General features: G+C 59.4%; 9 protein-coding genes and 1 pseudogene. 3 read left to right on the top strand and 7 right to left on the bottom strand.

Translation table 11 applies throughout. From position 1 onward, the window contains the following. The first annotated feature begins 7 nt into the window (after positions 1 to 7). Positions 8 to 1,507 (top strand): CoA-acylating methylmalonate-semialdehyde dehydrogenase, encoded by a 1,500-nt coding sequence (locus N2603_RS36915; protein WP_260386016.1) that lies wholly within the window; start codon positions 8 to 10, stop codon positions 1,505 to 1,507. 1,480 nt (positions 1,508 to 2,987) lie between these two features. Here N2603_RS36915 and N2603_RS36910 read toward each other — a convergent pair. From N2603_RS36910 to N2603_RS36880, 7 genes and pseudogenes are all read right to left on the bottom strand, one after another. Then, entirely contained in the window at positions 2,988 to 4,244 is a 1,257-nt protein-coding gene (locus tag N2603_RS36910; RefSeq protein WP_260386015.1) for a DUF418 domain-containing protein, read from the bottom strand. A 125-nt stretch (positions 4,245 to 4,369) separates the two neighbouring features. After that, positions 4,370 to 5,555: pseudogene (locus N2603_RS36905) on the bottom strand (IS3 family transposase). A gap of 1,563 nt (positions 5,556 to 7,118) precedes the next feature. Beyond that, entirely contained in the window at positions 7,119 to 8,405 is a 1,287-nt protein-coding gene (locus N2603_RS36900; protein ID WP_260386014.1) for a M16 family metallopeptidase, read from the bottom strand. Between the two features lie 59 nt (positions 8,406 to 8,464). Beyond that, positions 8,465 to 9,850, bottom strand: a complete 1,386-nt coding sequence (locus tag N2603_RS36895) for a M16 family metallopeptidase (protein WP_425249018.1) — start codon at positions 9,848 to 9,850, stop codon at positions 8,465 to 8,467. 873 nt (positions 9,851 to 10,723) lie between these two features. After that, complete coding sequence (locus tag N2603_RS36890; RefSeq protein ID WP_425249017.1) at positions 10,724 to 11,179, bottom strand: GNAT family N-acetyltransferase; 456 nt, start codon at positions 11,177 to 11,179, stop codon at positions 10,724 to 10,726. 1,254 nt (positions 11,180 to 12,433) lie between these two features. Next, positions 12,434 to 12,970, bottom strand: a complete 537-nt coding sequence (locus tag N2603_RS36885) for a hypothetical protein (protein ID WP_260386012.1) — start codon at positions 12,968 to 12,970, stop codon at positions 12,434 to 12,436. 80 nt (positions 12,971 to 13,050) lie between these two features. Continuing rightward, positions 13,051 to 13,173, bottom strand: coding sequence for a hypothetical protein (locus tag N2603_RS36880; protein ID WP_260386011.1), 123 nt, complete (start codon positions 13,171 to 13,173; stop codon positions 13,051 to 13,053). A 460-nt stretch (positions 13,174 to 13,633) separates the two neighbouring features. Between N2603_RS36880 and folE the strand changes: the two genes are divergently transcribed. Continuing rightward, complete coding sequence (gene folE, locus N2603_RS36875) at positions 13,634 to 14,302, top strand: GTP cyclohydrolase I (RefSeq protein WP_260386010.1); 669 nt, start codon at positions 13,634 to 13,636, stop codon at positions 14,300 to 14,302. Further along, on the top strand, positions 14,299 to 14,775 hold the full coding sequence (locus N2603_RS36870; protein WP_260386009.1) for a 6-pyruvoyl trahydropterin synthase family protein: 477 nt from the start codon (positions 14,299 to 14,301) through the stop codon (positions 14,773 to 14,775). Before folE ends, N2603_RS36870 begins: the two co-directional genes overlap by 4 nt. Positions 14,776 to 16,272 lie beyond the last annotated feature (1,497 nt).

Below are 16,272 nucleotides of genomic sequence, written 5' to 3'. Positions count from 1 at the left end.
GACGTTCGTGGTCACGCAGATCAATCATTTCATCGATGGCAAGCAGGTCCCGGGTAGCACCGAACGCAGTTCGCCGGTCTTCAACCCGGCAACGGGCGAGCAGACGGGCCGTGTTGTGGCCGCCAACGCGGCCGTGGTGGCGGACGCGGTATCCGCCGCGAACAGGGCGGCACAGGGTTGGGCCGACACGACGCCTCTCAGGCGTGCACGCGTCCTCAATCGCTTTCTGCGGATCCTCGAGGATCGCGCAGGTCAGCTTGCCGACGTGATCGTCTCCGAGCACGGCAAGGTTCACTCCGACGCTCTCGGGGAAGTTCAGCGCGGAATGGAGGTGGTCGAGTTTGCCACGGCCGCTCCGCAGCTCCTCAAGGGCGAACTCACCGAGAATGTCGGTACCCGCGTCGACAGCTATTCTACGCGCCAGCCGCTCGGTGTCGTCGCCGGAATCACGCCCTTCAATTTTCCGGTCATGGTTCCGATGTGGATGTTCCCGGTCGCTCTCGCCTGCGGAAATGCCTTCATTCTGAAGCCATCTGAGCGCGACCCATCGCCCTCGCTCATCATCGCGGAGTGGCTGAAGGAAGCCGGCCTGCCGGACGGTGTGTTCAACGTGGTGCAAGGCGACAAGGAAGCTGTCGATGCGCTGCTGCATCACCCGGATATTTCGGCGATCAGCTTCGTTGGCTCCACACCGATTGCGCAATACATCTATTCGACGGCCGCGAACATCGGGAAGCGCTGCCAGGCGCTGGGAGGCGCCAAGAACCATATGATCGTGATGCCCGATGCCGACATGGATCAGGCGGTCGATGCTTTGATGGGGGCCGCCTACGGTTCCGCCGGCGAACGCTGCATGGCGATCTCGGTTGCCGTGCCGGTCGGCGAGGGGACCGCGGACAGGCTGATCTCCGCGCTCGAACCCAAGGTTCGAGGCCTGAAGGTCGGGCCGGGTACCGACCGCGAAGCGGAGATGGGGCCTCTCGTCACGAGGCAGCACCTGGAGAAGGTAAGGAGCTATATCGATGCCGGTGTCGCCGAGGGTGCAAAGTTGCTGGTCGACGGACGCAGGTTCAGGATGCAGGGCTATGAAAATGGTTTCTTCGTGGGCGGAAGCCTGTTCGACTATGTCAAACCGAACATGAAGATCTACAAGGAAGAGATCTTCGGACCGGTGCTGTCAGTCGTTCGATCGCCGGACTACGCGACAGCCGCGCGCATGATCAATGAACACGAATTTGGCAATGGTACCGCCATCTTCACGCGTGATGGCGATGCCGCGCGTGAATTCGCCCATCAGATCAAGGTGGGGATGGTCGGCATCAACGTTCCGATTCCGGTGCCGATGGCCTTTCACTCCTTCGGTGGATGGAAAGCATCGATCTTCGGCGACCACCACATGCACGGCCTTGAAGGCGTCCGCTTTAATACGCGAATGAAGACGGTCACCAGCCGCTGGCCCACCGGAATACGAGCTGGTGCGGAATTCGTCATGCCGACAATGTCGTAGCACAACTGCGACCAAGTCTCTGCATACCGGTTCCTCCCTGACTGCGAGGGCCTCTCAGGCCCTCGCTTCTTTTCAGGCGACTTCATCCGCCACAAGACTCCTTCAGCGCTCGTAAGGGTTGCTCGTCGCCGCAACGGCGCAAAATCTCTGCAAGCTCGCAAAGTTGATCCGCTGCTAGCTAGGCTAGGCCGCTCATCGTCACGTAATCGTGTCCGCTGCGTCCTGGCCGTAACGGATAGCGAGACCAAAATAGCGCGCCTTTGATGTTTCGCGAAAAAGGTCGCTTTGACGCTAGCGTCGCCAAGACCCTCCTCCAATATTGCTTCGTACGAGTTTAGAATTGCGCTTGCCCCAGGCTCAAGAACTGCCTCATGCGAAGGACTGGATGAAATATCGTAGATTTGACTTTGTGGGGAAAGGCGGTAGCACTCCCCGGCTGCCAACCGTACGATTTTGCACGCTAAACTACCATTGCGGGAAGCCCAATGAGAACGGCGGCGGTGCAATGACCATCCATTATTTCTTATGGTTTGGAACCTAGTAACTTCCTGTTATTCATTTTTTTTGCCCGCTCCGGAGGCTTAGGCGTCCGGCACGAGCACCATGAACACCACCACCATCAGGGCCGCGACTAAGCGGGCAAGGATGGTCCAGAGACAATTAAGGCCGCCCTTGGAGGCGGCCTTAGTTCCTTGTCAGAGGCTGTCCTGGTTCTTCTGCCATCGCCCCGATTTCAACGCGGGGAAGCCCCGCGTGTGGTCCTTTTTCGGCTCCCTGACGAATGAGGCAGACGCAACCGTTGGGGTCCTTAGTTGTGTCAGCCATCCCCAGCAGCGTCGACGCGGCCTCACAAGGCGAAGTAGTTGGAGGACGAGCGGCAGACTGGCAGGCGACAGAGGAATTACTTCATCCCTTGCGGAGCCGAGACGGCATTAGCCGTCCTCGATTTTGGCTCGTTCATGGTCGCGCCGGGATTTGCCGAATTCGGGGGCCTTGACGAACCAGGCACCCTGACCACCGGTGGCAGCTGGCGAATCTCTCTGACCGCCGCCTCCGGCCGCCAGCGCCTGCGGCTCGATCTAATCTGTTTAACGCGCAGACGAACCAGATCGAATATTATTATCTGTCGCGATTGCCGGGTGAGCCGATCGGTGGCGCCGCTGCTTGCCACGTGCGAGCCGACGATTGATCTTACCGACGAGATTCACCCACGCCGGACTTGCACGACCTCGTCCAGCGCGCTGCTCTCGCCTCCATCAAAACGAAGAGGTGGGAGCCCGCGGCGGTCACCGAAAGGACGCGGTTCACTTTGCAGGACGGCTTTAGAGTGGTCAAAGCCCGCTTTTCCGAAGGTGGCTGACCTGAACAAAGCAGACACGTGGCGACATAACCTAAGTTCAGCCACGGAGCAAAGCCAGCCGTACCAGCTTGGGCGGCTTCCGCTTGAAGCAGAACGCAGCTTAGGTATCTGGGGCCTGCATCAAACTGCTATCGTCGCGCGCGTAACAGCTAAATTGACCGTTGCCCGCATCGACTGCGGTGCCCCATACATGCACGAGCGCCAGAGCCACTCGATAGGACCGAACCGATACCGGCGCAGCCACCACGCGCTGAACACCACCTGCGCGACATACACGAAAATCCCGATCGCCAGTGTCGCGGCCACGCCGAGGCGGCCAAATTGGCCTAGACCATAACCGTAGAAGATCCAGCCGCAGATCACAGATTGCGCCAGATAGTTGGTGAACGCCATGCGGCCAAGCGGCGCGGCCCAGCCCAGCATCCTCTGCCCGCCCGAGAGGTTCACAGCGGCGATGACCGCGGCCGCATAGCCGAGGGCCAACACGACCGCGCCCAGCTGTTCCACCGAAAAATGCGCGCGCCCGAGCGACGGCCAATCGAAGAGCTCCTGTCCTGCTGCCGCGAGACTCAATCCGCCGCCGAGAACAATGCCAAAGGTTGCGACGACGAACAGCAGGGACCGGCTCGCCGAAGCCCGCCGCAAGACCCCGCTGCGCCACGCGAAGGCGCCGACCAGGAACAGCGCGACAGTGGGCGGCAAGGCCATGACCTGCAGCGGAAAAATCACCGTCACCTCGCGGATACGGAACGCGAGCACATCGAAAAATCCGCCCGTGCCGTAGGCACGCGTCGCGTCCGCGGCAAGAGCGGCCATCTCGGCCGCATCCGGCAGCGGCACGATCGGCGGTAGCACCGGCATGGTCACGTAGAGCCCCAGGAGCAGCAGGGCTGCACCCGCCATGAGCCACCGCGCGCCGCCGAGGAAGGGCAGCACCACGAAGCCCGCCAGCGCATAATGGACGAGAATGTCACCGCTCCAGACCAAATAGAGATGCACCAGGCCAATCCCCAGCAGCACCACCAGCCTGCGCACGAGCAAGATCATGCGCCGTGGATTGCCGGCAAGCCGCTCGAATTGGATGGCGAGGCCCACGCCGAACAGCAGCGACAACAGCGCAATCGCCTTAGAGTCGACGGCGACCGTCAGCACGGCCGCTACCGCTCGGTCGAGCGGCCCCGCCGGCTCCGCTTTCGGCAAGAGCGAAGCGAAGATGGAGACCCGAAATATGGTCACGATGTTCATGGCGAGCACGCCGAATAGGGCCAAGCCCCGCAGCACGTCAATCGCGTCGAGCCGCTCCGACGGGTTCATAGGCTTTGGAGGCGCGTCACTCGCCGTTGGCGCGGCGCGCGAGCCGATGCTTCCGCTGGTCATCGCAGGACTCCCCATTTCCGGTGGAGAGATTTAGAATCCCGCCTCGTGCCGCGTCAAACTACCTGAATTGAGGAGCTGAATCGAACCGTGACAAATTGATTCACCGCTGACCTGCCACTGCATTTTCATCCAGCGGCAGTTAGAGTCTCGCGGTTTTGTACGCCAAGTGGCGCGGATGGAGCAACGGACGATCGGCGGAGCTGGTCGGGGTTGCGCAGCCGATCGTCCGTTGCGGTGAGGTGGGCGGCGTAGGCCGCGGGGGTCAGGTATTTCAGCGACGAGTGGGGACGCTGGAGATTGTAGTCGGCGACCCAGTTGGCGATCTTGGCGCGGGCGTCATCGAGATCGAAGAACAGGGTCTCGTTGAGTAGCTCATCGCGCATCCGGCCATTGAAACTCTCGACGAAGCCGTTCTGCATCGGCTTTCCCGGCGCAATGAAGTGCCAATCGATGGCTGCGTCCTTGCACCAAGCGAGCATGGCGTTGCAGGTGAATTCGGTGCCATGGTCGGACACGATCATTCCTGGCTTGCCGCGTCGCTGGACGATTGCCGTCAGTTCGCGGGCCACGCGCCGCCCCGAGATCGACGTCTCCGGAATGGCGCCCAGGCATTCCTTGGTGACGTCGTCGACGATGTTGAGGATGCGGAAGCGTCGGCCATTGGCGAACTGGTCGTGGACGAAGTCCAGCGACCAGCGCGCGTTCGGCCTCGCCTCGACCAGGATCGGGGCACGGGTCCCCACGGCCTTGCGGCGAGCCCGCCGTTTGCGGACGGTGAGCCCTTCCTCGCGGTAAAGCCGGTAGATCCGGTTGATCCCCGATGGCTCGCCCTCCCGCCGCAGCAAGACGAACAACCGGCGATAGCCGAAACGCCGCCGCTCGTTGGCGAGATCGCGCAATCGGCCACGCAGAACTGCGTCCGGCGGGCGGCTGGAGCGATAGCGGATCATCTTCCGATCCGCCCCCACAATCGAGCAGGCCCGCCGTTCCGACAGGTCATGACGGCCTGCAGATGCGCGATCGCAGCGCGCTTGGCGGCGGGCCCTACCATTTTTTTGAAAGGAGCTCGCGAAGTGCGGCCGCATCGAGCATCTGCTCGGCCAGAAGCTTCTTCAGCTTCGCGTTCTCCTCTTCCAAGGCCCTCAGCCGCTTCGCTTCGGAAACGTCCATACCGCCGAATTTGGCCTTCCAATTGTAGATCGTCGCCTCGGAAACACCGTGCTTGCGAGCCAGGTCGGCTGTCTTCGCCCCAGCCTCATGCTCCTTCAATACCGCGATAATCTGCTCTTCCGTGAACCTTGCTCGCTTCATCTGTCCGTCCTTCTTCGGGCCGGACTCTAACTCCTTCTGGAGGAAATACGCAGTGGCAGGTCACCGCCAACGCGCGAGGAAATAATCATGAACTTGGATTGGCGGAATTTCTCCAATGGCTCAACTTGATCTCCCGGTATTGCCGCGGGTGTTATTTCGGTACAGTTCGATAACAGACGAGACCACCAAACGCGAAATCTCTGCTATTGCCGAGCAGTATCTGGTTGTCCGAATTTCGGCCTTTGAACGATCCGATGGAAGGATTCTTCCAACCAGACGTTCCGAAGTTTATCGACCCCACGGGGCGGACTAAGGGTGTTCTCCGCAGCAATCCAAAAATTCGAAATTTGTTGCTTTAGCTAAACCAACGACAACGAACTAAAGTGGGCGCATTGCGCGGCCAGGGTTTGAGTCGCATATTTGGCGAAACGCTTGATCGCCGGGACTCTTGATCGCAAGGCCGCCGGCCTTGCGAAACTGCAGCCCATCACCGATCGCGGCAAGTAGAGCGGTCGCACCCAATGCGCCGATGCCGGGGATCCGGCATCAGCCGGCGTGTGACGTGCTCACGATCGGCTACCGATACGATCTCCTCTGTCACTTTCGCGGATCCGTTCTTCGAGGCGGCGGAGATCGGCGAAGAGATCGCCGACGAGGCGATGCATCACTGGTGATAAATCGTTTCCTTTCATTCAAAGCGCGCGGCAACCCGAGCTTGAATATTCCGGCACCCTGACACAAAGGTACACCCTACTCGAGGCAGAAAGCCCGCATCTGATTGATCAGGCGTGTCCTCGAGCCAACCATCTGGTCACGGACTCGATGCCGCGCTTGAAGATCGGCCTGGTCCTCCTCCTTGACGGCGACGAAGCGAATCGTCGGTTGTGTTGCGGGCCTCGCCGTCACTGATATCGTTCTCGTTTGGCTTCACCTGGGGCTTCACGAATTGCGCGGGGATCAAGCGTGCCTGGTGACCAAGTGCCTGCATTTTCCGGCGAGCCACCTTGAACCGGCGCAGGATTCCATGCCAACGATGCTTGCTTGTGCGCGAGCAAAAAACTGAAGAAGGGTGTCACGTCGAGGCGAACTTTCTGAACAGGTGTGCGGTTGCAGCGTCCCCTAGACTGTAAGGCGTTACGGCCTTCCCGTCACTAGGGCTAGTGCCTGCTCCTTTCGACAAGATAAAAGCACCCATCGTCTGTTCTGACCATACGATCCCGTATTTCGAGCCATTCGCGCATCGTCGGGTTGATGTAATCAAACGCACGCGTCGCAAAACAACGGCGAGGCGCTGCGCTGTCGGTTTCCGTTTTTCCACCTTGCAGGTGCGCTAAGGGATTAGCCCTTAGTGGCGTCACTTGTCGTCTGAACATCTTCCCTTTTCCTTAGCGGCTCACCCTCACGCACTGCACAGCCGCGCATTCTATCGATGTGAGAAGCACTTTTGCCCTAGCACACCCTGCCGGTCCTCGCTTTGGGCGTGGAGGTCCACTATCTACAAGACAATTGGGTTTCCTGCGTATTGTGGTCTGACGTCCAATTCGGCCCCTGACCGGGATGTAGTCATGGCACTGGGGAACGACCGACGAGAACGGTGAGCAAGCCGCCGCCCCACAGGCGCGCCGCTGCTCTCTTGGCATCCTCCAACGTTACCGCATCGACGACGGCGTCGTGTTTTTCGAGATAGTCGATCGGCAGCTTGTCAAGCTGATGCTGCAACAGCGTTCGCGCAAGCTTCGATGTTGTATTGAGAGCTAGTATCTGCGAGCCCTTTAGGTAAGACTTTGCATCATCAAGTTCCTGCTGGGTCGGTCCTTTCTCGGCAAGTTGGCGGACCTGCCTCTCGATCTCTTCGACTGTCCCGCCGGCGCGGTCAGCCCGCGTGCCGCTATTGCCGACGAACACGGCTGAATGATCCATCCAGACCAGCCGCTCGCTGACGGAATAGGCCAACCCGCGCTTCTCGCGGACTTCGCGGAAGAGCCGCGAGGTCAAACCGCCGCCGCCAAGGACGTGGTTGACGACACAGGCTGCCATGAAATCCGGTTCGGTGCGCCGGACGCCGGGACCGCCGAATATCACAAACGTCTGAGGTACATCGAGCGGAATGAAGATGCGCTGCGGCGGCTTTGCTGCGACCACGTCTGCAACGGGCGTCGAGTTCGAGCTGGCCGGCAGGCCCCCAAAAGTCATGTCGAGCCATTTGCAGAGAACCTCTGGATCGATGTCGCCGACCACTGCGATCTTGAGTGTGTCTTTTGCGAGTACGCTTCTGAGATAGCCCTTGAGATCTGCTACGTCGATCGTCGGCACGCTCTCGAGGGTGCCTTCGGCGTGCCGAGCATAAGGATGATCCTTGAAGGCCACCTCGAAGAATTTGCGATTTGCGAGCGACGCCGGATTGGTCGAGTCATGTCGAAGGTTCGCAAGCACGCCAGCACGAATTCGTTCGACATCGGCCAGGTCGAAACGTGGTGAGGTTAGCGCCATCCGTAAAAGGTCAAAGGCGTCCTCCTTGCAGTCCTTAAGCGTGCGCAAGCTACCGCGGAAGTAGTCGCGGTGCGATGCAAAGCTTAACTCAATGGCGCGGCTATCGAGCCGCTCATGAAACGTCTTGGAGTCAAGATCGCCGGCGCCTTCGTCGAGCAGGCTAGCCACCATGTGCCCAACACCGGCTTTTTCGGTGGGATCCTGCGTCGCGCCGCCGCCGAAGGCATATTCCAGGGCGATCAGCGGGACAGTCGCATCCTGCACCAACGTCGCCTTTATACCGCAAGGCGAGACCAGGTGTTTGATCTTGGCCACGGCAAGCGTGCTGGTGGCAGCAAGCAAACTTGGTGATGCGAGCATTGCGATTGAAGTCGACGCCCCGGCGACGAGGACGTCACGTCGTGTGCAAGACTGGGCCATTATCGCCTCTCCGCGTGTCTTTGGGTGGGTTCCTTGACGAGATAGCCTGTCACCGAGCGCTTTTTGTCGAGCCATTTGCGCGCGGCCGCGAGCACCTGCGCGGCACTGACCTCGCGGATGCTGTCCGGCCAGCCTCGGATCTCGTCGATGGTCAGTCCAGTCGTGAGCCGGCGGCCGTACCAGTCCGCAAGCTTTGCTTGATCGTCCTGGACATAGATTGCTTGAGCGAGCAGCCGCGTCTTGACCAGCTCGATATCTTCTGTGCGCGCAGGATGCTGCGCAATACCGGCAATCACGCCGTCGATGGCGTTTTCAATCTGCCCGAACTCGATGCCTGGTTCTGGTGTAACAGAAATTGTGAGTCGCGACGAATCAAGGGCGGTGGGCTCGTACCTCGCCGAGGCACTACTCGCGAGCTTCTTGTCGATCACCAGCGCGCGATAGAGATATGAGTTGATGCCGCCGCCCATCAATTGCGCGAGCACGTCAAGCACCGGACTCTCGCCTGCGACCGCAGTGCACGCCGACGGCACCAGATAGTAGCGGTGCAGCACTGGCTGCTCGACGCGGGGATCGGCCAGTATCACCGTGCGTTCCGCGGCCGGAGGCGGCTCCTGAGGTCGCAAGCGTTCCGCCGGGATCCGTGGTTGCGAGGGAATGCCGCCAAAACTCGTCTCCACCAGCGGGCGGAGCGCGTCCGCCTCTACGTCACCGGCGATGATTAGGATAGCGTTGTTTGGTGCATAGAACCGCTTGTAGAAGCCGAGCGCGTCTTCACGGCCAAGCTTTTCGATCTCCTGCCGCCAGCCGATAATGAGCCGACCGTAGGGGTGGTTAAGGTAAAGTGCCGCCAACATCTGCTCGATGAGCCGCGCACCTGGATTGTTGGCGACGCCCATATTTAATTCTTCGAGCACGACGTCGCGCTCGGACAGCACGTCCTCATCTTTAAGAACAAGATTGGTCATGCGATCAGCTTCAAATTCCAGCATCTTGCCGAGCTGATCGCGCGGAACATGCTGAAAATAGCTTGTATAGTCGGTGCCGGTGAAAGCGTTTTGGTAGCCGCCGACGCGCTGCACGGCCTGGATAAATTCACCCGGCGGATGTTTGGATGTGCCCTTGAACATCAGATGTTCGAGGAAATGCGCCAGCCCCGATCTTCCGGGTGGCTCGTCCGCGGAGCCGACCTTGTACCAGATCATCTGAGTTACGACGGGCGTCCGATGATCCGGTATCACCACAACCTCGAGCCCATTCTGAAGCGAAAAGATGGCTGGTCGATCCCACCTGGCCTGAGCAAGAACGCCGCCGTCGTGAGAACCGTATTGGTTAGGAGTAGTGCTATCCCTCGTTCTCTCTTCGACTAGTGTCGTCCGTGTCATCGGGAAGGCACGTGCGGCGATCTCCTTCGTGTTGGCGGTGACCGAACTCCGATCGCTCATGGTAACGCCTTTCGTTCCATACATATGCATCGACTGTGGCGGAGCAGAACAAGGCTTGGCAGGCGCTCGCCGTCCGAATTGCAATGAAGCAAAGGCTGGGCCATTTGCCATGGGATGCGCAAGGGCGTGCGCCACCTGGATATAAAGCAGAACCAACGCCTATCCTGTCGAAAGGCCGCTGTCGCCATGTCGTGAACACGACATGGCGCAGGGAGCCTTACAATTTGGCGAGATTGTACAGCGACAACTTAGTCACATAGATTGGGCTGAGACTTGATAGGCGGCTCAACTTGTTGGAGTTTGCTATTAGACGTTTTGCTGCTGTGGCTTTTCCATATTGTGAAGCTACTACTCTGACGGTTGGTTCGCACGGAAACGGCAGAGCCAACGAGCGCCAGCTCCTTCCGGCATTCAACCGTTGTGGGCGCCCGCTGAAAGCGGCGACGACGCTCTCAAGGATCTCCCTCTGGCTTGGCCATTCAATCGCTTACTTCCGTCATTAGTGTCAGCATCCATCAACGACCAAGAACGTCTGATTCAATTAGGGTCCAAGGTCGTGGCCCCAGTGATGGTGTAGCTCGCAAACAGCGCTGTAGCGGGCGGGCGGCTTTGCGGTGGTCATCGATGATTCGTCGGTAGGGTCGGGTTGCTAACCCCAACCTGATTCGAGGAGCCGCCGATGACCGACGAGATGATGAACTCTTCCAAGCTAGCGCGCCGATTCGCTTCCCGACGCCGGAGCCGGTTGGATGATTGATCCGACTCAGCTTCTTGGTCATCCAGGGACGACTATTCTAAGTGGACCCCACCGGCTCATATCCTGCGGCAAAGTCGGGGGCCGACTTCCTCGAAGCCGTTGCGCAGATAGAAGTCGAGGGTACGCTTCCATTTCGGCTGCCACGGTGCTCCGACCTCCAACCGCTTCCATCCTCGCACGCGTCCTTCGGACAGAGCGACCGCGATCAGATGAGGCGCAATGCCCTGCGATCTCATGTCGGGGCGAACATAGAGCTCCGAGATTTCTCCGAACTTGCCGCCCGCGTAGATCGCAGTGCATTCGTTTAGAAGCATGACGCCAGCCGGCTCGTTGTCTCCGCAGGCGATCACCGCGACGACGCTGACATCCGCAAGAACTGCCGTCGCGCTTCGCGTGACGATTTCGATCCCGGGGGCCATCCGGCCCAAGAGCTCGACTTGGAGAGCATGAACGAAGCGGGCGACGGTTCCGGCATCTGTGACTTCAGCGCGGCGTGTGGATATGACCGGCATCTTTCTTTCCTGTCTGCTCCGCATCGGAATGGTATTACTCTGCGCCACGAGCGTCAGCGTGACATTTGTGATCTGCTAGACAGAGACAAGCCTAGCTGAGAATCCCGAACACCGCGAACCACAGCCGATTGGAGCACTTTCCAATTAGCTGATCTCTGCTGCGGGTCTTGGTTGAGTGAAAACGCCTGATGACCTGCGATTTCGGCTGTCAATCAGCGTCCACAACTGAATTTCGATCCAACCGATCGCTCTCACGTCGCAGGGTACACGAAGTAAAGCTCGCCTCTCCAAGATAGGATCATGATCATCGCGAACCTCATTTGTCGAAACGGTCCTTCAAGCGGCTGCTGATCTTGAGCCGACAATCCGATGAGACGATCACGTATTCCAGGTCAAAAAGCCGATGGATGTCGGTACGTAGAAGGAACCGTTCAGAGGTGTATGCGCTCCACCGCATTTTGACTCTCGGGAACCGAGCTCAATTGCTCCGTGACCGCAGTCTATAGATATTGGCGATCTCCTTCCTCGGTGCTGAATCCTTTACCAGTCACAATGTTTGGAGGCCAGCTCTCTGGAATGGTAGCCATGAATCCCCCGGCCAGAAGTACCGCTGGGGTAGGATTCGACAGCCGATAACAGGATCCTCTCGGTCGTCGGCAGCGATGGGATCGAGACGGTAACTCCCTATTCGCGCATTTCACGACGACTTGAGACGCGTTCTTTAGGCTAAAGGTGTCCTGGCCAGGGAGGGTGGCGCAACAAGTGGCGAGAGTCGCAACATCGCCAAGGCAGTCGGGGCGCGGTCGGGCGAGATCAACCGTACGGTCACCGCCTTTGAGCACGACGATCTCCGGCGATCGCTGGCGCTGTGACGAAGACTCATCTTGGCGAATCCAAGTCGATCTCAATCTCGCCCGGACGCTGCTCGATTGAGTCCTGCGAAGGAAACTGGAGAAGGCAAGCGCCGTGGGCGGGCTGGCGGGTGGGATCATCACCCGCGGGAGGCCAGTCGTCGACACCGGTGTTGCGCCCGCCGACCAGGAGGGACTTGCTCGCCTCCACCTCCGGCGATCCGCACCATTAGTTTGGCCGCGACCTCTCGCCCCTCGCTCCACAATCTCGAGGCATAGCCGAGCAGCAAGAACAGCACAAGCTCGCGGCTGATGCGCCCATGCATCAGCGAAACTGTCGCTACGTAGACCAGGGCGGCGGCAACGAAGCAGTATTCGGGCGCGATCGGCGCGAGCTCGCGGACTACGCGCCAGCCTCCAATGACGAGCGCCACGAGCGCGAGCCCGGCGAGCCAGCCGAACTCGAGCGCCGCCCGCAGGAAGACGTTATGCACGCCGATGCTCTCGATGCAGCCCGTCGCCTCAAAGCCATCGAGGCTGATTCCAGACGGACCTGCCGCCAGCAAGAGACGCATAGCATCGGAAAGATCCGGCCGCGGATCGCAATCCGGATGTCGCGATCGACCGCATCGCAGGCGGTCGACCAGGCGCCGGCGGCTGCATAAAAGGCAAGGTCGACAAATACCCGCGTGGTCTGCGAGCGCAGCGCCAGCGCGCCGACGATCGCGAAGAGCGCCAGGGCGGTCACGGCCGCAATCACCTTGCGGCTCTGCACGCGCGGGCCGAGCACTGCGGGGACGAGCAGCGCCAGCGCCACAAAGCTAAACCGCACCATCGAGGCGGCGAAGATCGCAGGCGGCACCATAGCAAGAACGCCGCGCGCGATTACACCAGAGGCACGGGACGGGCTCGTCAGCCAAGCCAGCAGGCAGAAATCCATCAAACTCGCGAACTGCGGTCGGCGCGGGGGCGAATTGGCAAACACCCTTGACTTGCCATGCGGCGCCAACCATTGCTGGATTAAGGCAACCACGTCGCCAGTGCGCCGGCCGCCATCACCGCGGACTCGATCATCATCAGTCTCCGCCGGATCTCGCGCTCGCCGCAAAGGCGCCCCGCCAGGTAGCCGCCCAGCGTGATCACCAGAAGCGTCAGCTACTTGAGGTCGACGCCAATCACCGGGTCGATTAACTGTCTGATGGCTCCGGGGCGGGTAAGATTTGGCTGCTTTTGCTGGAGCTTCAATCGTGTTCGCTTGTCGGCGTGTATGTCTGAATCCCGACACGAAGGCGCAGATGATCGGCCCGCGCGGCACAGTGCATTGATTTTTCTTCCCCAAGCAAATGTCGCACAGATACTTTTGCGGCATGCTGATTGCAGGGAGGCGATAAAGGACCGTTTCGGCAATAGTGGTCTCTCGGTCAACGACGCAGGAGAGATGAAAGTTCTCGTTCGTCACAAATTGATACCAGACACTGGCCCCGGTAAGGCACCTCCCCAATTGAAGCGTTGTCCGTCGCGGGTCCCTCCGTCGTTCTTCACGACGACCGCAGATCATGTCGTTCACGCAAACTAAAAGCGAAGTGCCGGCACAGGATTTCTGATGAGCTCTACGCAAGCAATTCGTGAACGCCTGCGCGACGCCGGCGCGTCGTTTGCGGCAAACGACAATATCGCAGAATATCTGCTGCCTGGCGACATTGATGTGATCCAAGCCGAAGTCGAGCAGCACGTGCAGGCTGTGCTTGAAGCCCTGGTTATCGACACCAGCCGCGACCACAACACCAAAGCGACCGCAAAGCGCGTTGCCAGGATGTACGTGCGCGAGGTTTTTGCCGGCCGCTTTGAGCCCGCGCCCGAGATTACGGGCTTCCCGAACGCGAGTGGCCTGAACGAACTCTACACGTTGGGTCCCATTGCCGTGCGCTCGACGTGCTCGCATCACCTCGTACCCATGACCGGCCGCATGTGGGTTGGCGTGGTGCCCGGCGAAAAAGTGATCGGTATCAGCAAACTGGTGCGCGTTGCCAACTGGATCATGTCGCGCCCGCACATCCAGGAGGAGACCGCTGTTATGTTGGCGGACGAGCTGGAACGCCGCATCCAGCCGAAGGGATTGGCCGTCATCGTTAGGGCGCAGCACCAATGCATGATCTGGCGCGGTGTTCGCGAGACTGGCACCATCATGATAACCAACATCATGCGCGGTGCTTTCCGCGACGACAGGACATTGCGCAGCGAATTTATGGCACTGATCAAGGGTCAACCGTGACCTACCTATCGACGAAGACATACGGTCATGAAATCGGACTATCCACTACATTTCGCCAGTGGCGCGCGCTGTCACACTGTCGTCTGCTGCACGGTTACTCGTTGTCATTTCGCTTCGAGTTCGAGGCCGACACTCTAGACGACAAGAATTGGGTCGTTGATTTTGGTGGCCTCAAAGAGCTGAAAGCGATCCTCGAACACACGTTTGACCATAAGACCGTCGTAGCTGCGGACGATCCAGAGCTTGAATGGTTCCACGAAGCGGCGCGGCGTGGCGTCGCGGATATCGTTGTGCTACCTGCTGTCGGCTGCGAAAAGTTTGCCGAGCACGTCTACGGCATCGCGAGCAAGTGGCTGCTGACAGAGCGACTTGCTCCGCGTTGCCGGCTTGCATCTGTCGAAGTCAAAGAGCACGGTGCGAACAGCGCGATCTATCGGGGAACGAGCCGTGCTGCCGGTCAACGAGATCTTTGAAAGTATCCAGGGCGAAACCTGCAAGAGCGGGACGCCGTCCGTGTTCTTGCGGCTACAGGCTGGCCCAGTTGGTTGCCCCGGGGTGTGACAGCAAGCGCACATGGATCGCAGATCCAGCATGCCAAGTGCCGATAGCCGAGATCCCGCCAAGATCGAGGACGCCAACACCTGGGACTATGATGTCGCCGGAGGAAATGCTCGCCGTGCAGGGGTTTAGGGCTTGGCATGTCATGATCACGGGCGGCAAGCCCGCAGGATACGACCTTTAGCCATTGATGACGCTACTTATCAAGTCTGGTTCTGTCACTGAGCCGCTCCCCCAAGCGGAAAGCGTCCTGAACAGGACCTCTCCTACTTTCAGCTATCGCTTCGGTGGCGACGCCGCTAATATTCACCTTTAGGATAAGGCTCTTTGCAAAATCGCGCCAGAAATCTCCCCTGTAGTGAGTCGTGACTATCCGAATATTCCTTTTGCAGGCGGCAGACAGGAGACTGTCGAGCAGGGCGCAGCCGGTTTTCAGCCTTTCTTGTTCTGCCGCTGGTTCGACAGCCTGGGCGAACAACAGGAGCCATTCCGAGCCGATGTGCAATGCAGCGGTAGCCATCAGTCGAGTAGAGGCACCTCACGTTTCGGATCTCGACAAGCCTCTCAATGAACGTTCCAGGGGCGACATCAAGGTGATCTGGATCATGGATTTCGGAAGCGGTCTGGCCGGGGTTGGCAAAGATCTCTTTAAGATGAGCTGTCCCCAATTTCCTAAGAAGGCGAGTTGTCTTTAGGGCTGCGGCCGCTTTATCGACGCACAGCAAGCGTTGCTTTTTGTTCTTCACTGTCGCGCAGTCCGTTATTGGCATACTGGCCCGCCGTACATCGGCTGCCAATGCGGGCGAAGACGAAAAGAGGATGATTGCGGCGCTACAAAGGTACGAAGCATCTCTGCTTCTGAATTGGCTGCTGAGACTCATCCGGACTCATCTTTCCACAAAAAGAAGGCATGAAGGCTGCTCGAAACTCGGCAACGGCCCTCCGTGGGCGGTTCGCCCGGGGGCTGCGGCGCCGCGCAGCCTACGCGTTGCAGGCTTTCATCGTGCATCGATTAGGTTAGCTATAAGACTTATGCGCTTGCAGACCAATTCACTGAAACTTGTAGGACGCCTCTAAGAAGGTACCCCATCGCTCCATGCTGTACTTCGCGAGTGCAGGGATCTGAATGAACGTGGCTCGGCCGCTGCAGCCGCTGCAGTTGAATATGAAATCGCTGTCGTTCTTGGTCCACATTGCCCAGTACCGAGCGCCGACGCCGATACTGATATTTCTGCCGAGGAGGTACGACAGCGTTCCTCCCCCACCTTGCCTGCGCTGATCGTAGAAAGTTGTTTCAGGACGGAGGAGATGGTTATCGCAACCGGTGAAGTCGGTCCAGGCAGGTAAGCAACATCTGCGCTCACGCGCCAGTCCTCAAACAGCATAGTCTCGGCTTTAAGCCCGATGCGCAG

The sequence above is a fragment of the Bradyrhizobium huanghuaihaiense genome (genome assembly GCF_025200885.1).
Lineage (GTDB): Bacteria > Pseudomonadota > Alphaproteobacteria > Rhizobiales > Xanthobacteraceae > Bradyrhizobium > Bradyrhizobium huanghuaihaiense.
The sequence above is the reverse complement of the archived record's forward strand: the minus strand, read 5'-3'. Positions and strand labels throughout refer to the sequence as shown.